Origin of the sequence: Dysgonomonas sp. GY617 (genome assembly GCF_015233815.1) — a bacterium.
Taxonomy (GTDB): Bacteria; Bacteroidota; Bacteroidia; order Bacteroidales; family Dysgonomonadaceae; genus Dysgonomonas_A.
In genome coordinates this window covers 120,196-143,173 of the sequence record NZ_JADCLR010000029.1, presented here as the reverse complement: position 1 = coordinate 143,173, position 22,978 = coordinate 120,196, and the positions used below count along the sequence as shown (strand labels likewise).

General features: G+C 36.6%; 21 protein-coding genes and 5 tRNA genes. 19 read left to right on the top strand and 7 right to left on the bottom strand.

Features of this window, described 5'->3' with window-relative positions; translation table 11 throughout:
• Position 1 precedes the first annotated feature (1 nt).
• From IR022_RS16295 to IR022_RS16265, 7 genes are all read right to left on the bottom strand, one after another.
• Positions 2-277: a DUF1294 domain-containing protein gene (locus tag IR022_RS16295; protein WP_082204031.1), complete on the bottom strand. Its 276-nt coding sequence runs from the start codon at positions 275-277 to the stop codon at positions 2-4.
• Positions 278-314: 37 nt separating this feature from the next.
• Positions 315-1,457: a carboxynorspermidine decarboxylase gene (gene nspC, locus IR022_RS16290; RefSeq protein ID WP_194204514.1), complete on the bottom strand. Its 1,143-nt coding sequence runs from the start codon at positions 1,455-1,457 to the stop codon at positions 315-317.
• A 187-nt stretch (positions 1,458-1,644) separates the two neighbouring features.
• Positions 1,645-4,089, bottom strand: a complete 2,445-nt coding sequence (thrA, locus tag IR022_RS16285; RefSeq protein WP_194204513.1) for a bifunctional aspartate kinase/homoserine dehydrogenase I — start codon at positions 4,087-4,089, stop codon at positions 1,645-1,647.
• A 134-nt stretch (positions 4,090-4,223) separates the two neighbouring features.
• Positions 4,224-5,717, bottom strand: coding sequence for a S41 family peptidase (locus IR022_RS16280; protein ID WP_194204512.1), 1,494 nt, complete (start codon positions 5,715-5,717; stop codon positions 4,224-4,226).
• Between the two features lie 194 nt (positions 5,718-5,911).
• Positions 5,912-7,330, bottom strand: coding sequence for a S41 family peptidase (locus tag IR022_RS16275; protein WP_194204511.1), 1,419 nt, complete (start codon positions 7,328-7,330; stop codon positions 5,912-5,914).
• Positions 7,331-7,387: 57 nt separating this feature from the next.
• A complete protein-coding gene (locus IR022_RS16270) occupies positions 7,388-7,996 on the bottom strand; it encodes an L-threonylcarbamoyladenylate synthase (protein WP_050708333.1) in 609 nt (202 codons plus the stop codon).
• Positions 7,997-8,165: 169 nt separating this feature from the next.
• The gene (locus tag IR022_RS16265) at positions 8,166-8,984 is read right to left on the bottom strand and encodes an enoyl-ACP reductase (RefSeq protein ID WP_050708332.1); all 819 of its coding nucleotides are present in this window, start codon (positions 8,982-8,984) and stop codon (positions 8,166-8,168) included.
• Positions 8,985-10,045: 1,061 nt separating this feature from the next.
• Here IR022_RS16265 and IR022_RS16260 point away from each other — a divergent pair.
• The 19 genes from IR022_RS16260 (at position 10,046) to rpoB (ending at position 22,965) form a co-directional block, all read left to right on the top strand.
• Positions 10,046-10,852: a hypothetical protein gene (locus IR022_RS16260; RefSeq protein WP_194204510.1), complete on the top strand. Its 807-nt coding sequence runs from the start codon at positions 10,046-10,048 to the stop codon at positions 10,850-10,852.
• Between the two features lies 1 nt (position 10,853).
• Positions 10,854-11,675 (top strand): hypothetical protein, encoded by an 822-nt coding sequence (locus IR022_RS16255; protein ID WP_194204509.1) that lies wholly within the window; start codon positions 10,854-10,856, stop codon positions 11,673-11,675.
• Positions 11,676-11,715: 40 nt separating this feature from the next.
• Entirely contained in the window at positions 11,716-12,552 is an 837-nt protein-coding gene (locus tag IR022_RS16250) for a hypothetical protein (RefSeq protein ID WP_194204508.1), read from the top strand.
• Between the two features lie 223 nt (positions 12,553-12,775).
• Positions 12,776-12,967 (top strand): 30S ribosomal protein S21, encoded by a 192-nt coding sequence (rpsU, locus tag IR022_RS16245; protein WP_050708328.1) that lies wholly within the window; start codon positions 12,776-12,778, stop codon positions 12,965-12,967.
• Positions 12,968-13,027: 60 nt separating this feature from the next.
• A complete protein-coding gene (locus IR022_RS16240; RefSeq protein ID WP_194204507.1) occupies positions 13,028-13,912 on the top strand; it encodes a tyrosine-type recombinase/integrase in 885 nt (294 codons plus the stop codon).
• A gap of 27 nt (positions 13,913-13,939) precedes the next feature.
• Positions 13,940-14,239 (top strand): ribosome hibernation-promoting factor, HPF/YfiA family, encoded by a 300-nt coding sequence (gene hpf / locus IR022_RS16235; protein WP_050708368.1) that lies wholly within the window; start codon positions 13,940-13,942, stop codon positions 14,237-14,239.
• 112 nt (positions 14,240-14,351) lie between these two features.
• A tRNA-Thr gene (locus tag IR022_RS16230) sits at positions 14,352-14,425 on the top strand.
• 9 nt (positions 14,426-14,434) lie between these two features.
• Positions 14,435-14,517: transfer RNA gene (locus IR022_RS16225), tRNA-Tyr, on the top strand.
• An 11-nt stretch (positions 14,518-14,528) separates the two neighbouring features.
• Positions 14,529-14,601, top strand: a tRNA-Gly gene (locus IR022_RS16220).
• Between the two features lie 6 nt (positions 14,602-14,607).
• Positions 14,608-14,680, top strand: a tRNA-Thr gene (locus IR022_RS16215).
• A gap of 100 nt (positions 14,681-14,780) precedes the next feature.
• Positions 14,781-15,968 carry an elongation factor Tu gene (gene tuf, locus IR022_RS16210; protein ID WP_050708326.1) on the top strand — a complete coding sequence of 396 codons (1,188 nt, stop codon included), beginning with the start codon at positions 14,781-14,783 and terminating at the stop codon, positions 15,966-15,968.
• Positions 15,969-16,024: 56 nt separating this feature from the next.
• Positions 16,025-16,097: transfer RNA gene (locus IR022_RS16205), tRNA-Trp, on the top strand.
• Between the two features lie 18 nt (positions 16,098-16,115).
• Positions 16,116-16,307 carry a preprotein translocase subunit SecE gene (gene secE / locus IR022_RS16200; RefSeq protein WP_050708325.1) on the top strand — a complete coding sequence of 64 codons (192 nt, stop codon included), beginning with the start codon at positions 16,116-16,118 and terminating at the stop codon, positions 16,305-16,307.
• 22 nt (positions 16,308-16,329) lie between these two features.
• Entirely contained in the window at positions 16,330-16,875 is a 546-nt protein-coding gene (nusG, locus tag IR022_RS16195) for a transcription termination/antitermination protein NusG (RefSeq protein WP_050708324.1), read from the top strand.
• Between the two features lie 69 nt (positions 16,876-16,944).
• Entirely contained in the window at positions 16,945-17,388 is a 444-nt protein-coding gene (gene rplK, locus IR022_RS16190; RefSeq protein WP_050708323.1) for a 50S ribosomal protein L11, read from the top strand.
• Between the two features lie 17 nt (positions 17,389-17,405).
• Positions 17,406-18,104, top strand: a complete 699-nt coding sequence (gene rplA, locus IR022_RS16185; RefSeq protein ID WP_050708322.1) for a 50S ribosomal protein L1 — start codon at positions 17,406-17,408, stop codon at positions 18,102-18,104.
• Between the two features lie 16 nt (positions 18,105-18,120).
• A complete protein-coding gene (gene rplJ / locus IR022_RS16180) occupies positions 18,121-18,633 on the top strand; it encodes a 50S ribosomal protein L10 (RefSeq protein WP_194204506.1) in 513 nt (170 codons plus the stop codon).
• Between the two features lie 41 nt (positions 18,634-18,674).
• A complete protein-coding gene (gene rplL, locus IR022_RS16175; protein WP_050708320.1) occupies positions 18,675-19,046 on the top strand; it encodes a 50S ribosomal protein L7/L12 in 372 nt (123 codons plus the stop codon).
• A gap of 106 nt (positions 19,047-19,152) precedes the next feature.
• Positions 19,153-22,965, top strand: a complete 3,813-nt coding sequence (gene rpoB / locus IR022_RS16170; RefSeq protein WP_050708319.1) for a DNA-directed RNA polymerase subunit beta — start codon at positions 19,153-19,155, stop codon at positions 22,963-22,965.
• Positions 22,966-22,978 lie beyond the last annotated feature (13 nt).

Sequence of the window (22,978 nt, the reverse complement as noted above, 5' to 3'; positions counted from 1 at the left end):
CTTATAATTTGATCAAAAGGTAATCTCGGAAATAGTAGAAACAGATACAATTGAGAATTAAGAATATTGGAACAAGAATTTTAAACTTCACATGCTTAGTCTTGTGATGAAAGACATACATTCCTAAAAAAGCTCCTATAGCTCCCCATAAAAAGGAACTAAGGAGCAATGTTTTTTCACTAATTCTATACTTATTAGTCTTTGCTTTACGTTTATCCGATCCATATAGAAAGAAAACAACGATATTCCAGATAATCAGAAAATAGAAGATATACATATAATTAAATTATACGGATTTTAGACTTTCGTCCCAATTAGCTCATTCTATTCTTGTAATCTGTATAATCGAATTCCTTATATATCTCAAGTTTGTTATCTTGATGCCACAAAGCTAGAGCCGGATGAGATATTCCATTAAACATTGTTGTCTTAACAATGGTGTAATGTATCATATCTTCAAATACAATTTTATCTCCTATTGCCAGAGGTTCGTCAAAAGACCAATCACCCATAAAATCGCCACTTAAACAGCTATTACCTCCCATTCGATAAGTAGGCTTACCTTCAACCGGATCGTGGTATGCTCCTCTGATTTTTGGCTTATATGGCATCTCTAAACAATCGGGCATATGACACGCAAAAGAAACATCCAGAATTGCAGTTTTAATTCCTTGATTCTCCACTACATCTATAACCGTTGAAACCAAAACACCGGTTTGCCAAGCAAAAGCACTTCCCGGTTCCATTATGATTTCAAGATGCGGGTACTTCTCCTTTAAAGCCAATAACAACTTAACAAGATGCTCTACATCATAATCATCACGAGTCATTAAATGTCCACCACCCATATTCAACCATTTAGCTTGCTTAAGCCATTTATCAAATTTAGCTGTCACTACATTTAATGTCTTTTCCAAATCATAAGAAGAAGACTCACACAGTGTATGGAAATGCAATCCCTCAACACCTTCAGGTAAACAATCACCCAAAGCTTCAGGTGTCACACCAAAACGAGAGCCGGGAGCACATGGGTTGTACAAATCTGTCTCAACTTCCGAATATTCGGGATTGATACGTATTCCACACGACACTTTATTTCCATCAGCTTCAACCTGAGGATAAAATCTCTCAAATTGAGTTAAAGAATTAAATGTAATGTGATTACTATATTTTAGAAATGTTGGAAAATTTTCATTTGTATAAGCAGGTGAGAATGTATGTGCCGGACTCTTCATTTCCTCATAAGCCAACTGCGCTTCAAACACCGAGCTAGCAGTAGAATATGGTATATATTCTCTGATAATAGGAAAAGACTTCCACATAGCAAAAGCCTTAAATGCCAATATTATATTGACACCTGTACGATCTTTTACCGATTTTATCAACGATAAATTCTTACGTAACAATTCCTCTTCCATCACAAAACATGGCGAGGGTACTTTATGTATTTCTATCATTTTTTATTTATAACTTATTTGAGAATACAAAGATATTAATAAAAAAATTGCTTTATCCTTTTGATCGGATAAAACAATTTTGAGGCTTTATTCAGCTATTACTATTATGAAGCAATAACTATATATTAGATTCACAATCTATAATTATTCTTTCACCTAGGTAAGGAATAAAAAGATACATAAGCATTTATCTCACATTCGAAATACTTATAATATCTGAAAATACTCCGGCAGCAGTAACGCTTGCTCCCGCCCCATATCCTTTTATAATCATAGGATACTCGTTGTAACGTTCGGTTGTAATCTGAATTATATTGTTGCTTCCCTCCAGTTCATAGAACGGATGGCTCATATCTACTTCTTGTAAACCAACTTCGCATTCGCCATCTTCATATTTAGCTACAAAACGAAGATGTTTCCCTTCAGCTTCTAAATTTTGACGTCTTTCTTCGAAGCCTTTATCAACTTCATTGATGGTACTCCAAAATTCATCGAGTGTTCCATCAAAATACTTCTGAGGCACAAAAAGTTTCACTTTTACATCTTTTTGTTCCACTTTATGACCAGCTTCACGACTCAGAATAACCAATTTACGGATTACATCTTGTCCACATAGATCAACACGAGGATCGGGCTCGGCATATCCTGCCTCCTTAGCCATCTTTACAGCCTTACTGAATGGAATATCTTTACTTATAGTATTGAATATAAAATTAAGCGTACCTGATAATACTGCTTCTATTTTTATAATCTTATCTCCCGAATTGGTAAGAGAATTCATTGTGTTTATAATAGGAAGACCTGCTCCTACATTTGTTTCAAATAAAAACTTCACATTCCGCTCACGAGCCGTATTTTTCAATTTCAAATAGTTCTCATAAGGAGAAGATGCGGCAATCTTATTTGCAGTAACAACCGATACATTATTTGCCAACAAACCATCATATAACGACGCAACAGCCTCACTTGCTGTACAGTCAACAAATACGGCATTAAAAATATTCATATCCAATATCTTATCCTGTAAGATACTTGGAGAACTGGTTATGCCCTCTTTATCCAAAAGTTCTCTATAATTATCCAGATCAATACCCTCACGACAGAACAATGCTTTACGTCCGTTTGCTATACCAGCCACATTCAATTTGAGAGAATATTGTTGTTTCAATTTAGGTTGCTGCTTTTTTATCTGTTCAATTAAATGACCTCCGACAATACCCGTACCTCCAACAATAAACAAATTCAAAACCTTATATTCTGATAGGAAGAATGAATCGTGAATAGAATTCAGAGCTTTCCTCAAATATTTATTTTTAATAACAAAAGAGATATTTACCTCCGAAGCTCCCTGAGCACAAGCAACTACACTAATACCGCTTTTACCTAAAGTTTCGAATAGTTTCCCTGCAATACCGGGAGTATATTTCATGTTTTCTCCAACAATAGAAACCGTTGCCAGATCTCGCTCCAACTGTACTCTATTGATACTACCCAAAGCTATCTCGTTCGCAAATTCATCTTCCAACACTTGTGCCGCCAAATCGGCATCCACAGAACGAACTCCAATTGAGGTGCTGTTTTCGGATGATGCCTGTGATACTAAAAAAACACTAATCGCATTTTTAGCCAAAGCTCTAAATATACGGTAGTTGACACCAATGATACCAACCATACCCAGTCCTTGAACCGTAAGCAGACAGGTGTCATCAATGGAAGAAATCCCCTTTATTAATGCCTTACGCTTATTTTCACCCCCATCATGAGATATGAATGTTCCAGGTAATTCTGGATGGAAAGTATTCTTTATACGAATAGGGATATTCTTATGATAGACCGGAAATATTGTAGGCGGATATATCACCTTTGCACCAAAATTACATAATTCTGTAGCTTCGGTAAATGTCAGATGTTCTATCACATAAGCCCCACTAATCACCTTAGGATCAGCAGACATAAAGCCATCCACATCTGTCCATATTTCCAACACATCAGCATCTAAAGCCGAAGCGAATATAGCAGCTGTATAATCTGAACCACCTCTACCCAGATTGGTAATCTCATTTCGAGATTTGCATGCTGAGATAAAACCGGCAACTAATACTTTACCCGACGAAGTAGCAAAGGCATTCTTTATCAAAGAACTCGAAAGTTCTATATCAGGGGTATGTTTTCCAAAAGCTGAATTCGTTTTTATTAATTGAATAGCATCCAGATATTCAAAATCACCTAAAACATAGCTCACAATCAGAGAAGAAAGTCTCTCTCCATAACTTGCTATTTTATCAGATGTACGTTGCGACAAATCATTTATCAGATAAACCCCCTTGAATATATTACTAAGCTCATCCAATAGAACGTTAATTTTCGATACCAAATCAGCCTCAACCTTCTTATCAAAGTGTATCTCCTGAATTATCGTAAGGTGTCTTTCTATTATTTCTTTAAAGCTAGTCTCATACAAGGCATTACCATCTGCAGCAAGCAAAGAGGTAGCCATCAGCTTGTCCGTTATTCCTCCAAAAGCAGACGCGACAATCACTAAAGAGCCTTTCTCGGCATCTATTATCTTCTTTACATTCAATATGTTTTGAGCAGAACCTAAAGACGTTCCGCCAAATTTCATTACTTTCATAGCTCTGTCTTGTCTAAAATTTTATTCTTTTTTCTTTCAAAGATTCTGATAAAAGGTCTCAGACCTATTTATTTCTAAGGAGGTATAACAATTGTATTGTTACAACTCTAAAATATAGTATTAAATGATTCTATTTAATTCCCTTTATTGCTTATCAGTTGATAAGCTGTTGGTTTATGCTCTAAGGAAGAGCCTGGTAATTTTTTATAACTACCGGTACTTGCTGCTGCCGTTCGAGTTCTGCTAGCTCCTGTAATACTCGAAATTGCAACATTTAGCATGGTTTCATTCCTGTCACCTAAAGGTTTCATTCCTCCTTGAGTAAATAACAACTCAAAGTCATCTGCATCTATATCCGGATCAAATCCGGCATCATAATTAGACTCCTTATCTTTGTTATATGTTTTAAATGAAATTGGATGCAACACATAAGTATTTCGAGTATCATTATCTTTAGAAAGAGGAGATGAACCTACATTTTTACCCATTGTTGTTTCTCCTACAAGAACAATTTTCTTACCTGCTTCTTTAATGTACGGAGTCAGTGCATTTATAGTCATCTCACTTGCTGATGCTGTATTACCCGTTCCGATGATATAGATATTCTTCAATTGGTCTCCTAGCTTAGGTATCGAAGTTAAAGTGCCTCCGGTATTGAAATTTACAACATTATCAGTAAAATAGTCACATAAATAACTGTTTTTTGCAGCTGTAGACATAGCTTCTATTTGTGCTTGCTTAACCGAGTTATAACCACTTATCTGAAGTATATTCTTAGTACTTCTATTAGGAACCAATGCACTACACAAAACTTTGGCAGATTCGAGATAGCCTCCTAAGTTGTAACGTAAATCTAATACTAAATCTGTAACTCCCTGTTGCTGGAACTTAGTTAATATCTGAGCCATCTGTACATCATAAACGCGAGACGACTTATCTCCCATCTTATAGGAGTTATAAACCAAGTAACCTATTTTTTTATTATTCTCAACATAAATAGAATCCAAAAATATCGGATTTTCTTCATAATTATAAGTTATCGTTATTGTTTTAGCTGGCAAATTATTGCCAAAGCCCAATTTATAACTAGACTTATTTTGATACAAGATTGTCTGATAGTTATTCATCGTGATTGCCTGATCATCCACTTTAAAAATAACATCTCCTCTCTTGAGCTCTCCTTGAGCCGCCACATTGGTTCCTTTATTTATATAAACCACAATAAAAGCAATTGGAGAATCAGCTAAAGATGTTCTAGCCGGAATATATTCAAAACCCAGATCAGATGATACTCCGTTATTATCAAGACTGGCTGATTTCAACATATTATCATGAGTGCTTTCTATTGTCGAAAATGTATACCCCTTTGTACTTTCACGGGCATATAATAGGCTATTGAAAAAAGCAGTCGGATCCTGATCTAAATTAAGCTTACTTTCGTTCGGCATCTGATCACGCCACAGGTACCACTCATCCATCTGCTCATAAATCCATTTATTGACATATTCATTATCTGACAATGAAGGATTTCCTCCTTCATTATTGTCTTCATCATCCTTATCTTCACAAGAAGTAAAGGTGATCAGGCTCATGCAAGCCATTAATAATAACGAATATCTGATCTTCATAAATATTTTTTTTAGAATGACTCTTCGGATTGATTATATCTGCTGTCTTGTGATTTACAGACTATCGCAAATATAAAGATTTAATCTTTGTTTACAAAATTAAGAAAACGATACACTTAGAAACACAAAAAGTGGCGAAATCAATAAAGATTCCGCCACTTTTCTATATTACTTAAATTCTAAGTCTTATTTTATTAATTAAGATCGATCAATTCTACTGAAGTTTCATTAGATCCTGGTCTTCTAGATAATGAAGTTTTCACTTCTTTGTCAATTCCTGCAGATCTTGTACCTGAAGCAGCTTCAAACTGATTTCCTTTGATCATATTAAGGATTTGAGAAAGAATAATCTCTTTGTCGGTACCCAATTCTCCTAAAAGAGTTGTATTCTCATTTAAATCAGCATTTGCTTGTACCTCTTTAATGATATGATTTGGAGTAAAACCATTCGCATAATTGTAGGTCTTATTTACATCTGCTAAATAGGACAAAGCAATTCGTAGATTCCACTGTTTTGTAACATCTTGAGTATTACTAGTTGCAACAGGGCGTCCTTTAGTCTGCTCTCCAACCAATATAATTTCTTTATTATATGCTTTCAAAGCATTAATAAGAGCTTCCGATGCACCTGCAGTAGATTGCCCTGTAATTATATATATCTTTTCTAATTGATCGCCCAACTTAGGTATAGCAGTATTTCCGCCTGTTTTCTCTAAAAATTTTAAAGGAATATTTGGGTTAGCTAAATCAGCTCGGAATAATTGCTCTATAAAAGCTTTACTAGTATCACGATTCTTTACTAAAGCACTTCCTAAAGCCTGAATAGCAGAAACACTTCCGCCTGAATTATAACGAACATCAAATACAAGAGTGGTAACCTTATCTGTTGCAAATTTATTTAACTGCGTGGCTAAAGCATTATCATAAGTATAATCTCCAGTCTTTGTTCCCGAAGAAAAATGATTATATAGTACATAACCTACTTTTTGAGCCCCTGCAGTTAATGTTTTTGCAGTGTGCAATGGAGCTTCAACATAATTACCATATGGTTTTATAGTGATCTTTCTCTCTGCTACAATCTGAGGGGTTCTGATCATTAAATCAACGTCTTTTCCATCTTTGTATGCATCATATAATAATGTTGGTGCATTAGCAGCAGTAACAGCTACGCCGTTAACAGTTGTAATATACAACCCTCTTAAAAGGTAGTCAGCAGCAACAGTACGTGGTTTTACATATAAAATTACGTAATAAGTTATTACTTTACCTGGATTTGCATCATCTCTATAATTGTTAATCGCATACTCAAACCCTGGATCATAAACAGTACCTACTTGACCACTTACCGGTGATATTTTTGAATATGTATATTTATTTCCATTATCAGTGTAAACATCTTTTGCATTTAGCAATGACCCAAAGAAAGGCTCTGTTGCCTGATACAGATTAGGTTCAGTAGGTAATGCCCAAAGGTAATTTCTGGTCATTATCTTCAAAATGTCTTCATTAACAACTGGAGTAATTGGTTCTGTCTTTGGCTCATCACTGCCACAAGACACCATAAACATAGTCCCTAAAACAATAGTAAGTATTGTAAAAAGTTTCTTTCTCATATTTTCTTTACGTATTATAATTAATGCTGGGTGTAAAAATACGTATTTTATTTATCCCTACCAAATTAGCTCCCCTTTTCCCTGACGGGTTATAGTAGGCTCTCCATCAGTACAATCAACTATGGTTGAAGCATCTAAACCTCCATATCCCCCATCAACAACAAGATCTACTATTTTTTCATATCTTTCTTCTATAAGTTCTGGATCTGTTGAGTACTCAATAATTTCATCGTCATTTTTAACAGATGTTGTCAAAACCGGATTACCCAGAATCCTTACAATTTCTCTGATTATATTATTATCGGGTATCCTTATTCCTACTGTCTTCTTATCCTTATATATCTTAGGTAATGATGAAGTTGTATTAAGCAGGAAAGTAAAAGCCCCAGGAAGATTCTTCTTCATAAGCTTAAATGTAGAGGTATCCACTTTGGCATATTCACTGATATTACTTAAATCATAGCAAATAATAGACAAATTACTCTTTGCCGGATTGATACCTTTCATTTTACAAATTTTCTCTACAGCCCTTACATTCAGAGCGTCGCACCCAATAGCATAAACAGTATCGGTCGGATAAATAACCAACCCTCCATCCTGCAACACCTTCACAACTTTATCGATTTCCTTCTGATTCGGATTCTCGGGATATATCTTTATTAACATAATTATTACTAAACTTTTTCTTATTACCGAAAAGGAATCCTTTTCAGACTGTTTTACATTTCTTTACAACTTCGCAAATATAATAAAAAAAGAGACAGAAAACGCTTGTTTTCTGTCTCTTAAGGCTTACAGCCTTTTATTCTTTTTATAGGAAGGAATAAATCCTAGCTTATTTGTTTGCATTAAACTCGTCCATCACGGCAGCAGTTAATCCCATATTAGAGAAACCTCCATCGTGAAACAGATTTTGCATAGTTACCTTGCGAGTCAAATCCGAGAACATAACGATACAATAATCGGCACACTCTTCAGCATTAGCATTTCCTAGAGGTGACATTTTTTCGGCAAATTCAAGAAATCCACCCATACCTCCAATACCTGCTCCAGCAGTAGTCATTGTAGGAGATTGCGAGATAGTATTCACACGTACACCTTTATCACGTCCATATACATAACCAAAGCTACGACCGATTGATTCTAGCAACGATTTTGCATCAGCCATATCATTATATCCTGCAAAAGTACGTTGTGCAGCAATATGAGTAAGAGCTAAAACTGAACCGCCTTCTGCAATCGCATCCATTTTTTTCGCAACTTGCATCATTTTGTGAAATGATACAGCCGAAATGTCTAATGTTTTATCTAAAAACTTATAATCTAAATCATCGTAATCGCGTCCTTTACGTACGTTTGGAGACATACCTATTGAGTGAAGAACAAAGTCAATTTTACCACCAAGAATCTCTTGTGATCTAGCAAAAACTTGCTCTAAATCTTCTACAATTGTAGCATCAGCAGGAATCACTTCTGTTTTTAACTTGTCAGCCAACGCATTAGTTTCTCCCATTCTCATAGCCATAGGAGTATTTGATAATGTAATTGTTGCTCCTTGCTCTACAGCTTTTTCTGCAACTTTCCATGCTATTGACATTTCATTTAGAGCTCCAAAGATGATACCTCTTTTGCCCTTTAATAAGTTATGACTCATTTTTATTTTTCTATTAGTGAATAATATTCTTTTTTGATTGTTGAATGGCACAAAAATACTAAAAATGTGCAATTATAGATTGCTTTTTTTACAAAATTTCATAAACAAATACATATCAACATCTTACACCCACAATATATGTACATATCATATATATTATTACATTGCAATTAAGGAGAATCTATATTTTTATTAAAGAAAAAGAGAAAGTAAGTTTCGAATCAATTTTTATTCAATAGAGTCATCCTAAAAATAAAATATCTCAATACTTATATTACGAGCTAAAAAAGCTACAATAATTAATATATCAGTTCTTACTTTCTCTATTATACATAAGAGGAAAGTGAATATTTTATATTTTCAAAAAATAGAAGAGTCACTTATTGGCATTATCCAAAATTGAAACATATACTCTTAATCAATCAGCAGCAGCAGTTTTTATCAATCCTTAGAATAAAAGCTACCAACTGAAACAAACTTAATGACAGACACAAATCCTGATATATCTACTCCAAATAAGCTAGCATAGACTGAACATAATTCGCTCTATTCTACAAAAGAAATCAATAGATATATTTGCATATGCAATAAATTAATATTTATCTTTGTCTCTGTAAAATACCTTTTTACGCTACTAATGAAATATCGATTAACAAATATATTAAGCAACAGCAATCTGGAATTTAACTTTTTAGATTTGGATATTTGCGTCGAAATACTAGAGAGAGAGAGAGAGAGAGAGAGAGAGAGAGAGAGAGAGAGAGAGAGAGAGACTAGATAACAAACAGGTTTACTATAAAAAATTTACAGACGGAGTTTTTCGTCTTTTTTTGTTTGCGCATAAAAATAGCGCATCCTTTCAAATTTTACAATATCTCCCCAATAAATACATTTCAAGTTGTTTCGGTAAACGTTTTCGTTTAGCTGGTTTGTTTTTTGTTGTCGTTCAAAATCAAGACGAATCGACCGTTTACCCATGTCACAACTATGCTCGACAGCAGCGTGTAGCGATTACACGCTGCTGTCTTTCGTATTCAACTCACACTAAAAACATTATAAAAATGAAAACATTCTTTTCAATCATCTTCAGCTTGCTCCTCACTGGGCTTTGCCAAGCTCAAGTGGGGATTAATACTAACACCCCTCTAGCAATGCTTGACGTAATCACTACAGGAAATACTGCTTCAAGCAAAGCTCTAAAAGTTGTAAATTCTGATGAAAAAGAAATCCTAACAATCTTCAACGATGGAAAAATTGGGATAGGAGTCGCCAATCCTATAACCCACTTAGATGTTAGAGATGGAGGAATTGCACCCATAATCGCCGTAGGAGAAACAAACCAAAGCGCATCTGATGCCAAAGCCGGAGCTTTGATGTATAAATCCGACGCTAAAACTCTATCCTATTCAAACAACACTCAATGGAATGATCTTTCCGCAAATGCTCCTCGAGCCTATGTCATAGCCAACCTTGATGGCTCAACCCAAACTTTCACTCAAAATACAAGAACACAAGTTCAATATTGGAACAAATCAGTAGACAACACCAACAACTTCAATCCAACAACTGGAGTGTTTACGGCTTCCAAAACTGGAATCTACACGGCCACCCTTATTCTAACCTTGAACGATGGAGCTATTGCTGCCAAAAGCTATATCGAAGCACAATGGCTAGCATCAAATGGCATGAGCATGAAAAGTATCACAACCTTCAACACAGCAGCAACGAGTCTACCCGGAAGTGTTTTATGTTCGGCAAGTTTTCATCTGACGACTAACGAAACTCTAACTGCATCTATTTGGCAAAATCTTGCAGCAAGCAAATCATTAAAGAGTGGCTACAACAACTTAACCATAATAGAAAATTAATATGAGACACTTCCTTTTTATTATCAGCACAACCTCAATGCTACTAATTGCAACTAATTCAATAGGACAAACTGTAGGCATCAACACAATCAATCCACTAGCAACATTAGACATTATTGCATCTACAGAGAAGACAGCTTCTGCTAAAGTTCTAAAAGTAACCAATTCGAATGCTACAGAAATAGCGACTACCACTAATCTAGGTAGATTTGGCTCTCTTAATTCATCACCAGCTACACGACTCGACATTCGTAACCCTTCCAACAACTCAAGCATAGGTATTGGCACCACATCAATCACAGCCGCTACTATTGGTGCAGGAGCTATAAGATATGACCCTAGCACAGAAATGCTACAATACTCAGATGGCGTACAATGGATGTCGCTAGTTACATCAGAAGCTAGAACCTGCATTATAGCTAACAATGGGAATGCGACCGTACAATTTCCAAATAACACTTCTACCACTATCACTAAATGGACTACAACATACGACGCCAATAATAATTTCAATCCAACGACCGGCATATTTACTGCACCAAAAGATGGTGTTTACACTGCCTGCTTTATGATATTGTGCCGAACAATAACTGTGAATGCCAATAGTTATATTCAAGCCACATTGATATCTGAAAGAAGTAGTTTGAAATGGATCAACGCATACTCGTCTAGCGGAAGTATTTACCCAAGCATAGTAGGCTCAGGCTCATTCGCCCTGCAAAAAGGTGAAACTTTACGCATAAATGTATCTCATAATGTTGGCGCCACTTGCCAGATATGGACTAATGAGCGATTTACAAACTTGGCTATTGTTGCTGAATAACCAGACAGTCCGAAAGAAATAATCAAATTAAAAGAATAATATGAAACGATTAGTTTGCTCTTTTATCATAGTCATTATAATAGCATTCAATATTAATGCTCAAATAGGGATAAACACAGAAGACATTTCTGCTGCAACAATAAATATTGTATCACAAGGAAATACATCCACAACAAAGGCCATAAAAATAACTGACTCTAACAATATGAATATTCTAACATTAACCGATGAAGGAAATTTAGGCTTAGGCATTGATAATCCTAGTACAAAAATTGATCTGCGATCAACCTCACGAATAGACAATGCAATTGGCATTGGCTATACAACAATGACAGCCAGCGACGCGATGGCAGGCGCAATAAGATACAACCCCTTAATAACTAATGGAGCAATACAATACTCCGATGGCAACAAATGGATAACATTACAAAACCAACCACCTAAAGCATTGGTTATTGCTCAAAATAGCACACAGCAATCCTTCATTAATTTAGGGACAGCAGGTGTTCCTATTACAAATTGGACAAAAACATTTGACCAAAACAATGATTTTAACGCCGCAACCGGCATCTTTACAGCTAGAAGGTCAGGAATTTACTCTGTATCATCGTCTCTAGTTTTCAAAATCGGTAATATCACCGCAGGACCAACTAGCCAAGTCGAACTTTCTCACGATGGAGGAGCTTCTGCTACCGCTTCCACTCTTGTAGGATATACAAGCAGTGTAAACGGTGTACCATTGACCATATCCTGTAAAAGTTTTCATTATCTGGCTCAAAATGGCACCTTGAAAATAACAATTTATCAATCAACCGGATATACTCAAGCTTTATCAGGAGATAAAACTCAAAACACCTTAACAATTTCCGAAATGTAATAAATTGATCTTTTTTTTGTTTTTATCATTGAAACTCTTACCTTTGCCTCCCGAAAAAGAAAGGAGGTTTTGATTAATACTTAGAGTAACATATAATATAAGGTATAGAAGTGCATTAGAAACACAGCACATCTAGGGCTATTCATTAATAATGATGAATACCTCGTTATTTTAAAAAATCAAAACAAAATTTTTCTCAAATCGAAATTTAAAACAAAAAATTATGATAGTTGTTCCTATAAAAGAAGGTGAAAACATCGAAAAAGCACTTAAAAAATTCAAAAGAAAATTCGAAAAAACTGGTGTTGTAAAAGAATTGAGACGTCGTCAAGCTTTCGAAAAGCCTTCTATTACAAATAGAAAACAAAGAATACACGCTGCATACGTACAAAAGCTTCACCAAATCGAAGATTAAAACATTTGTATTTATAACAACGATTGTATAACTTCGTCACTCATCCCATAAAGGAAAAGAATGGCGACAGTCGATAAATATATAGAATATCTCCGTTATGAAAAGAACTACTCTTCTCATACGGAGATTTCTTATTATACAGACCTCGTCCAGCTCAAAAACTTTATAGAGACGTATTATCCAGAAGTAGAATTAGAATCCGTAGACGGAGATATTGTTAGGGCATGGATTATTTCCTTAATGGAAAACAAAACATCTGCCCGATCAGTAAATAGGAAACTTAGTTCTTTGAAGTCATTTTATCGCTATCTCCAAAAAATGGGGCAAATAACAATAAGCCCACTCAAGAAGATTAGCGGACCCAAAGCTAAAAAACCGATACCTTCGTTCGTAAACTATTCGGATATGGAAAAAGTGCTTGATCTCGAAGTTCAAGACAATGATTACGAATCGTTCCGAGATAAAGTAATTCTTGAACTATTCTATGTAACAGGAATGCGGAGAGCCGAACTTATTGGATTAACAGATAAAGATGTGGATCTTTACACAGGAAACATACGAGTCACCGGAAAACGCAACAAACAGCGTATCATACCTATTAGTAAAAACACAATAGCATTGATCGACTCCTATATAGAAATTCGCAATAATAATTTCGAGAACCAAACCGCCGCCTTCTTTGTTAAGAAAGATGGAGAGCCAATCTACCCCATGCTAATCCACCGGGTAGTCAGCAACCACCTCAAATGGATTCCCACTTTAGCGAAAGCGAGTCCACACGTATTACGTCATTCCTTTGCAACAGGAATGCTTAATAATGGAGCTGACATAAATGCTGTAAAAGAATTGCTAGGGCACTCGAGCCTAGCATCAACAGAAATTTATACACATACGTCTTTTGACGAACTGAAAAAGATATACAATAAAGCTCATCCTCGAGCATAAATTATTAAAACAAAAGGAGGAATCATGATGGACATTAAAATTCAAGCTCTACATTTCGATGCTGCTGATAAACTTAGAGAGTTTATCCAAAAGAAAGTTACTAAACTTGAAAAATATTCAGACGACATATTAAGTGCAGATATTATACTTAAAGTTGTAAAGCCCGAAACTAGCAATAACAAAGACGCTTCAATAAAGCTAAACGTCAAGAGCGATGAGCTTTACGCTAACAAAACAGCTGAAAGTTTCGAAGAAGCAATCGATTTATGCACAGAGGCTTTAGAGAAACAACTCATCAAGTACAAAGAAAAAGTGCAGTCTAAGTAAAAATTACTGATATTTTCTTGGGACTTAAGAAATTTCTTTCTATTTTTGTCGCCGTTTCGCATAAAGCACATCTGCGAAGCGGCGATTATTTTTTAAGAATAATCAAGCCTATGCCTCTTTAGCTCAGTTGGCCAGAGCACGTGATTTGTAATCTCGGGGTCGTTGGTTCGAATCCGACAAGAGGCTCAAAAGAAAGGGCAGTTACCAGAGTGGCCAAATGGGTCTGACTGTAACTCAGATAGCGTAAGCTTACGGTGGTTCGAATCCATCACTGCCCACTCTTTTTATCGCGAAAGTAGCTCAGTTGATAGAGCATCAGCCTTCCAAGCTGAGGGTCGCGGGTTTGAGCCCCGTCTTTCGCTCTCATCGCCAATGTAGCTCAGTTGGTAGAGCACTTCCTTGGTAAGGAAGAGGTCACGGGTTCAAGTCCCGTCATAGGCTCTAGAGATTGCGGCAGGCAATGTTATAAAAAGTGATTTATTGTCACTTATAGAAAAGAATTTAAAAAGCAATCATTAATTAATAATAAGTACACTTTATTATGGCAAAAGAACATTTTAACCGGTCGAAACCACACGTTAATATCGGTACAATCGGTCACGTTGACCACGGTAAAACTACTCTTACTGCTGCTATCACTAAAGTATTAGCAGATAAAGGGTTCTCTGAAGCTAGATCATTTGACCAAATTGATAATGCTCCTGAAGAAAAAGAACGTGGTATCACTATCAATACTTCTCACGTAGAATATCAAACAGCTAATCGTCACTACGCTCACGTTGACTGTCCAGGTCACGCTGACTACGTAAAAAACATGGTTACTGGTGCTGCACAAATGGACGGTGCTATCATTGTAGTTGCTGCAACTGATGGTCCTATGCCTCAAACTCGTGAGCACATCCTTCTAGCACGTCAGGTAAACGTACCTCGTCTAGTTGTATTCATGAACAAATGCGATATCGTTGAAGACGAAGAAATGTTGGAACTAGTTGAAATGGAAATGAGAGAACTTCTTTCATTCTACAATTTCGACGGTGACAATACTCCAGTTATCCGTGGATCTGCTCTTGGAGCATTAAACGGTGTTGAGCCTTGGGTTAGCCAAGTTATGGAGCTTATGAACGCTGTTGATACTTGGATTGAATTACCTCCACGTGATGTTGACAAGCCATTCCTTATGCCAGTTGAGGACGTATTCTCGATCACAGGTCGTGGTACTGTAGCAACAGGTCGTATCGAAACAGGTATCATCAAAACAAGTGAAGAAGTTCAAATCATCGGTCTTGGATCTGAAGGAAAAAAATCAGTAGTAACTGGTGTTGAAATGTTCCGTAAAATCCTAGACGAAGGTCAAGCTGGTGATAACGTAGGTTTATTACTTCGTGGTGTTGACAAAGACGATATCAAACGTGGTATGGTTATAACTCACCCTGGAAAAGTAACACCTCACACGACATTCAAAGCTGAGGTATATATCTTGAAAAAAGAAGAAGGTGGACGTCACACTCCATTCCATAACAAATACCGTCCTCAATTCTACATCCGTACATTAGATGTTACAGGTGAAATCACTCTTCCAGAAGGAACAGACATGGTAATGCCTGGTGATAACTTAACAATCAATGTAGAATTGATTTACCCAGTAGCATGTAACGTAGGTCTACGTTTCGCAATCCGCGAAGGTGGTCGTACAGTAGGTGCTGGTCAGATTACAGAAATTATTGATTAATTATTTAATCAAAAAATAAAGCCAAGTCGGCTATAACCATATAGCCGACTTTATTTACGGGTTTAGCTCAGTTGGTAGAGCACTGGTCTCCAAAACCAGGTGTCGGGAGTTCGAGTCTCTCAACCCGTGCAAATCTCTTAATGGGTAATGAAAAAAATAATTCAATACGTAAAAGACTCATATAACGAACTTGTACACAAGGTTTCTTGGCCTACACGTACAGAGCTCACGAGCAGTGCTGTTGTTGTTATGATAGCTTCCTTTATTATGGCACTAATAGTATTTGGGATAGACTCTGTTTTCGAATGGGCACTTAAGTATTTTTACAATCTTGTATAATAATCCTCTTTAATTTATTAAAATGACTGAAATCGAAAAGAAATGGTACGTATTGCGTGCTGTTAGCGGAAAAGAAAATAAGGTCAAAGAGTATCTTGAGGCGGAAATAAAGAAAACCGAGTTAGGAAAATACATTTCTCAAGTTCTTATACCTACCGAAAAGACTTATATCATGCGTAACGGGAAGAAGGTTCTTAAAGAAAGAGCTTACCTCCCTGGATATATTTTGATAGAAGCTGCTTTGGTGGGTGAAGTTGTGCATGAACTTCGCAACATTAATTATGTTGCCGGTTTTCTTCCAAATGCCACTAATCCGCAACCGTTGAGCCAATCTGAGGTAAACCGCATTTTGGGAACAATGGATGAGTTAGATGAGCAAGCCGAAGAAATGGATGTTCAATATATCGTTGGTGAAACAGTGAAGGTCAATAATGGACCATTCAATGGCTTCTCAGGTATTATTGAAGAAGTGAACGCAGAGAAAAAGAAACTCAAAGTGATGGTGAAAATATTCGGACGGAAAACTCCTCTCGAATTGAATTACTTACAAGTCGAAAAAGAACAATAAATTTGGTTACGCATTTTTTATTGATTTTCCACTAAGTTTTAAACAAAAACAAAAAAATTTAAAACAAAAATGGCTAAAGAAATTGCTGGACAATTAAAATTACAAATTAAAGGCGGTGCAGCAAATCCATCTCCTCCCGTAGGACCTGCTTTAGGTTCTAAAGGGATCAACATCATGGATTTTTGCAAGCAATTTAATGCCAGAACTCAAGACAAAGCAGGCAAGATATTACCAGTTGTAATAACTTACTATGCTGATAAGTCATTTGATTTTATAATCAAAAATCCTCCTGTAGCAATACAACTACTTGAGCTGACTAAGCTTAAAAGTGGTTCTGCTGAACCTAACCGTAAAAAAATCGCTGAAGTAACTTGGGATCAAGTACAAGTTATAGCAGAAGATAAAATGGGTGATTTGAATTGTTTTACAATCGAATCGGCTATGAAAATGGTTGCTGGAACAGCAAGAAGTATGGGGATCACTGTAAAAGGGGCTTTCCCTGATGTTAAATAATAAACTTCAATTGAGAAATGGGTAAACTTACAAAAAATCAAAAGTTAGCTTTTAGCAAAATTGAAGCAGGGAAATCTTATTCACTTAAGGAAGCATCTGAACTTGTAAAAGAAATTACTACAAGTAAATTTGATGCATCTGTTGACGTAGATGTACGTCTAGGTGTAGATCCACGTAAAGCTAACCAGATGGTAAGAGGTGTAGTATCTCTTCCTCATGGAACAGGAAAACAAGTTAGAGTTCTTGTATTATGTTCGCCAGACGCCGAAGCTGCTGCTAAAGAAGCTGGTGCAGACCATGTTGGTCTTGATGAATATATCGAAAAAATAAAAGGTGGCTGGACTGATATTGATGTTATCATCACTCAACCTGCCATTATGGGTAAAATCGGAGCTTTAGGTCGTGTATTAGGTCCTCGTGGTCTTATGCCGAATCCAAAGAGCGGTACTGTAACTGTTGACGTAGCGAAAGCCGTTACTGAGGTTAAAGCAGGTAAGATTGACTTTAAGGTTGATAAAACAGGTATTATCCATGCATCTATAGGCAAAGTATCATTTACTGCTGATCAAATCAAAGATAATGCTAAAGAATTTATCAATACGCTTATCAAATTGAAACCTAGTTCGGCAAAAGGTACTTATGTGAAGAGTGTATTTCTTTCTAGCACTATGAGTCCGGGTATTAAAATCGACCCTAAATCAGTAGACGAAAACTAATTAAAACTACGGAATTATGAGAAAGGAAGACAAAAGCACCATTATAGATACCATTGCAGCTACGATAAAAGGATATGATTACTTTTATTTAACTGATATCTCTACACTAAATGCAGCTAAAACCAGCGCTTTAAGAGCTGAATGCTACAAGAGTGATATCAAACTAATGGTAGTAAAAAATACCTTGTTGCAAAAAGCACTAGAATCATTAGATACTGATTATTCTGAATTGACTCCTGTCTTGAAAGGTAACACAGCTATCATGCTTTCTAACGTAGCAAATGCTCCTGCTAAATTAATAGATAAATATAGCAAAGAAGGTATACCAAGTCTTAAGGCTGCATACGTGCAAGAAAGCTTCTATATTGGAGCTAAAAATCTTAAGGCATTAGTAAATGTTAAGAGTAAAAATGAACTTATTGGTGAAGTTATCGGATTGTTACAATCACCAATCAAGAACGTTGTATCTGCTCTTCAATCAGGTGGTAACACCATCCACGGAGTACTTGAGACTCTATCGAAAAGATAAATTAAACAAAAGAAGTAATAACAATTTTAATACATACAAAAATGGCAGACGTAAAAGCTATTGCTGAACAACTAGTAAATTTGACAGTTAAAGAAGTTAGCGAATTGGCTGAAACTCTTAAAACAGAATACGGTATCGAACCAGCTGCTGCAGCTGTTGCTGTTGCTGCTCCTGCTGCTGCTGCAGAGGCTGCTGAAGAAAAAACAGCATTTGATGTTGTTTTGAAATCTGCAGGTGCAAACAAACTAGCTATAGTAAAAGCTGTTAAAGAACTTACAGGTTTAGGTTTAAAAGAAGCTAAGGATCTAGTAGATGCTGCTCCTTCAGAATTGAAAAAAGGTGTTAGCAAAGACGAAGCTGATGCATTGAAAAAACAACTGGAAGAAGCGGGAGCTGAAGTTGAACTTAAATAAAACAAAAAGATCCTGTTAATCAGGATGTTGGTTGAGAACCTTCTTTGAAAGGAGGTTCTTGACCTTTTTGCGTCAAAAGTAATTAGTTCAAAAAAAAGAGTATTCCATGTCTTCAACTACAACAAATCAAAGAATCAACTTTGCTTCAATAAAAAATCCTCTTCAGTACCCTGATTTTCTTGAAGTACAATTAAAGTCTTTCAGAGACTTTTTACAGCTTGATACACCTCCTGAAAAAAGAAAGAAAGAAGGCTTATATAAAGTTTTTGCTGAGAATTTTCCAATTGCTGATACTCGCAACAACTTTGTACTAGAATTTTTGGACTACTATATCGATCCTCCTCGCTACACTATTGATGAGTGTGTTGAGAGAGGCTTAACGTATAGTGTTCCTCTTAAAGCAAAGCTAAAACTTTACTGTACGGACCCCGATCACGAGGATTTCGATACAGTAATTCAAGACGTATACCTTGGACTAATTCCATACATGACAGAGAAAGGTACTTTTGTCATCAATGGAGCTGAGCGTGTAGTTGTATCGCAACTTCACCGTTCGCCAGGTGTATTCTTTGGACAAAGTGTACATGCCAATGGTACTAAACTGTATTCTGCACGTATCATTCCATTCAAGGGTTCTTGGATAGAATTTGCTACAGACATCAACAGTGTCATGTATGCGTATATCGACAGAAAAAAGAAATTACCGGTAACTACTCTGCTTAGAGCTATCGGTTTTGAAAGTGATAAAGATATTCTCGAAATATTTGACCTTGCCGAGGAAATTAAAGTTAATAAGCAAAATCTAAAAAAGATAGAGGGACGCAGGCTTGCTGCTCGTATCCTTAAGACGTGGATGGAAGATTTTGTAGATGAAGATACTGGTGAGGTTACTTCTATTGAACGAAACGAAGTTATCATTGAGCGTGAAACCATCGTTGAGAAAGACCATATGGATGCTATTCTTGACTCTGGTGTAGGTTCGATACTATTGCATAAGAGCAATCAAAATGCTTCGGATTATACAATAATCTATAACACTTTACAAAAAGACCCTAGTAACTCAGAAATCGATGCGGTTCGTCATATTTACCGACAACTGCGTAGTGCTGAGCCTGCTGATGATACTAGCGCACGCGAAGTTATCAACAGTTTATTCTTCTCTGAGAAACGTTACGATTTAGGAGAAGTAGGTCGATATAGAATAAACAAAAAACTTGGTTTAAATACGAGCGTAGATGTTCGTGTTTTGACTAAAGAAGATATAATTGAAATTATAAAGTACTTAATTGAGCTTATCAACTCTAAAGCAATTGTAGATGATATTGACCACTTAAGTAATAGACGTGTACGTACTGTAGGAGAACAACTTTACAACCAATTTGGAGTTGGTCTTAACCGTATGGCTCGTATCATTCGTGAAAGAATGAATGTCCGCGACAATGAGGTATTTACTCCTATTGACTTGATCAATGCGAAAACAATTTCATCTGTTGTCAATACATTCTTCGGAACGAATGCTTTGTCTCAGTTCATGGACCAAACCAATCCTCTAGCTGAGATTACTCACAAACGTCGTATGTCGGCACTTGGACCAGGTGGTCTTTCTCGTGAAAGAGCAGGTTTCGAGGTGCGTGACGTTCACTTTACTCACTACGGTCGTTTGTGTCCTATTGAAACTCCTGAGGGACCTAATATCGGTCTTATCTCTTCTCTTTGTGTTTATGCAAAAATCAACGAGCTTGGATTCATTGAGACTCCATATCGTAAGGTTACTAATAACAAAGTAGATCTTTCTGAAGATGGTATCATATACCTTGCTGCGGAAGAGGAAGAAGAAAAAATTATCGCTCAAGGAAATGCTCCTTTAGATGATAACGGTAGTTTCATTAATACTCGTGTAAAAGCTCGTCAGGATGCCGACTATCCCGTAGTTGGTCCTGAGGAAATCGAATTAATGGACGTATCACCAACTCAGATTGCATCTATTGCAGCATCTTTGATTCCTTTCTTGGAGCATGATGATGCCAACCGTGCACTGATGGGATCTAATATGATGCGCCAGGCAGTTCCTTTACTTCGTACTGAAGCTCCTATTGTGGGTACAGGTATCGAAGGTTTGCTTATTAAAGATTCTCGTACACAAATCGTGGCCGAAGGTCCTGGTGAAATTGTGTATGTGGATGCGAGTACAATCAAAATTAAATATGACCGTACAGATGACGAAGAATTTATAAGCTTCGATAGTGCTGTTAAGACATATATAGTACCTAAATTCAGAAAGACTAACCAGAATACAACTATTGACCTTAGACCAACATGTCAAAAAGGACAACGTGTAGTAGCAGGTGATATTCTTACCGAAGGTTATTCTACTGAAGATGGTGAACTTGCAATCGGAAAGAACCTTAAGGTTGCTTTCATGCCTTGGAAAGGTTATAACTTTGAGGATGCTATCGTATTGAATGAGCGTATCGTTCGTGAAGACGTATTTACATCTGTTCACGTAGAAGAGTTTTCTCTTGATGTACGTGATACTAAACGTGGGGTTGAAGAATTAACTTCTGATATTCCTAACGTTAGCGAAGAAGCAACTAAAGACTTGGATGAAAGAGGAATTGTTCGCATAGGAGCTCGTGTAGGTCCTGGTGACATTCTTATCGGTAAGATTACTCCTAAAGGAGAATCTGATCCTTCACCTGAGGAAAAATTACTTCGTGCAATATTCGGTGACAAAGCCGGCGATGTGAAAGATGCTTCTTTGAAAGCTTCTCCATCATTGAAAGGTGTTGTTATTGGAACCAATTTGTTCTCTAAAGCGGCTAAAAAAGGAAAAACAAAACTTTCGAGTAAAGCGTTACTTCCTAAATTAGACGAAGAGTACGAAGAAAAAATGGCTAAACAAAAAACTATTTTAGTTGATAAGCTATTGGTTCTTACTGAAGGTAAAGCATCTCAAGGAGTAAAAGATTATTTGAATACAGATGTTATCGCTAAGGGTGCTAAATTCACAAAATCGGCACTTGACAGCATCGACTTCGAATCGATTCAAGTTAGTAACTGGACTACTGATGATAATAAAAACGAGCTTATAAAGAGCGTAATTGTAAATTATCTACGTAAGTATAAAGAACTTGACGCTGAACTGAAACGTAAACGTTTCGATCTTACAATCGGAGATGAACTTCCATCGGGTATTGTACAGATTGCAAAAGTATACGTAGCTAAAAAACGTAAAGTACAAGTTGGTGATAAGATGGCAGGACGTCACGGTAATAAAGGTATCGTGTCTCGTATCGTTCGTCAAGAAGATATGCCATTCTTAGCAGATGGAACAGCTGTTGATATCGTATTGAATCCACTGGGTGTACCTTCTCGTATGAACCTTGGACAGATATTCGAAACCGTACTTGGTTGGGCAGGAAAAGAGTTAGGTGTGAAATTTGCAACTCCTATCTTTGACGGTGCTAGTCTTGATGATCTTAATGATTGGACAGACAAAGCTGGTGTGCCTCGCTACGGTAAAGCATATCTGCACGATGGTGGTACAGGAGACCGTTTTGACCAAACTGCAACTGTAGGTATTATCTACATGCTGAAACTAGGTCACATGGTTGAAGACAAGATGCACGCTCGTTCTATCGGACCATACTCACTTATTACGCAACAACCTCTTGGAGGTAAAGCTCAATTCGGGGGTCAACGTTTCGGAGAGATGGAGGTTTGGGCACTTGAAGCATTTGGTGCTGCTCACATCTTACAAGAAATACTTACAATCAAGTCGGATGACGTTATGGGACGCTCTAAAGCTTATGAAGCTATTGTTAAGGGCGAACCAATGCCACAACCGGGTATACCTGAATCATTAAATGTATTACTACATGAAATGAGAGGTCTTGGTTTGAGCGTAACTCTTGATTAATAAAATATAGGAT

Coding starts and splice junctions, on each gene's coding strand:
- rpoB (WP_050708319.1), top strand. CDS start 19,153: ATGTCTTCAACTACAACAAATCAAAGAATCAACTTTGCTTCAATAAAA.
- rplA (WP_050708322.1), top strand. CDS start 17,406: ATGGGTAAACTTACAAAAAATCAAAAGTTAGCTTTTAGCAAAATTGAA.
- hpf (WP_050708368.1), top strand. CDS start 13,940: ATGGACATTAAAATTCAAGCTCTACATTTCGATGCTGCTGATAAACTT.
- IR022_RS16295 (WP_082204031.1), bottom strand. CDS start 277: ATGTATATCTTCTATTTTCTGATTATCTGGAATATCGTTGTTTTCTTT.
- IR022_RS16255 (WP_194204509.1), top strand. CDS start 10,854: ATGAGACACTTCCTTTTTATTATCAGCACAACCTCAATGCTACTAATT.
- IR022_RS16270 (WP_050708333.1), bottom strand. CDS start 7,996: ATGTTAATAAAGATATATCCCGAGAATCCGAATCAGAAGGAAATCGAT.
- tuf (WP_050708326.1), top strand. CDS start 14,781: ATGGCAAAAGAACATTTTAACCGGTCGAAACCACACGTTAATATCGGT.
- rplL (WP_050708320.1), top strand. CDS start 18,675: ATGGCAGACGTAAAAGCTATTGCTGAACAACTAGTAAATTTGACAGTT.
- thrA (WP_194204513.1), bottom strand. CDS start 4,089: ATGAAAGTAATGAAATTTGGCGGAACGTCTTTAGGTTCTGCTCAAAAC.
- IR022_RS16260 (WP_194204510.1), top strand. CDS start 10,046: ATGAAAACATTCTTTTCAATCATCTTCAGCTTGCTCCTCACTGGGCTT.
- rplJ (WP_194204506.1), top strand. CDS start 18,121: ATGAGAAAGGAAGACAAAAGCACCATTATAGATACCATTGCAGCTACG.
- nusG (WP_050708324.1), top strand. CDS start 16,330: ATGACTGAAATCGAAAAGAAATGGTACGTATTGCGTGCTGTTAGCGGA.
- IR022_RS16240 (WP_194204507.1), top strand. CDS start 13,028: ATGGCGACAGTCGATAAATATATAGAATATCTCCGTTATGAAAAGAAC.
- IR022_RS16275 (WP_194204511.1), bottom strand. CDS start 7,330: ATGAGAAAGAAACTTTTTACAATACTTACTATTGTTTTAGGGACTATG.
- rplK (WP_050708323.1), top strand. CDS start 16,945: ATGGCTAAAGAAATTGCTGGACAATTAAAATTACAAATTAAAGGCGGT.
- IR022_RS16265 (WP_050708332.1), bottom strand. CDS start 8,984: ATGAGTCATAACTTATTAAAGGGCAAAAGAGGTATCATCTTTGGAGCT.
- rpsU (WP_050708328.1), top strand. CDS start 12,776: ATGATAGTTGTTCCTATAAAAGAAGGTGAAAACATCGAAAAAGCACTT.
- secE (WP_050708325.1), top strand. CDS start 16,116: ATGAAAAAAATAATTCAATACGTAAAAGACTCATATAACGAACTTGTA.
- nspC (WP_194204514.1), bottom strand. CDS start 1,457: ATGATAGAAATACATAAAGTACCCTCGCCATGTTTTGTGATGGAAGAG.
- IR022_RS16250 (WP_194204508.1), top strand. CDS start 11,716: ATGAAACGATTAGTTTGCTCTTTTATCATAGTCATTATAATAGCATTC.
- IR022_RS16280 (WP_194204512.1), bottom strand. CDS start 5,717: ATGAAGATCAGATATTCGTTATTATTAATGGCTTGCATGAGCCTGATC.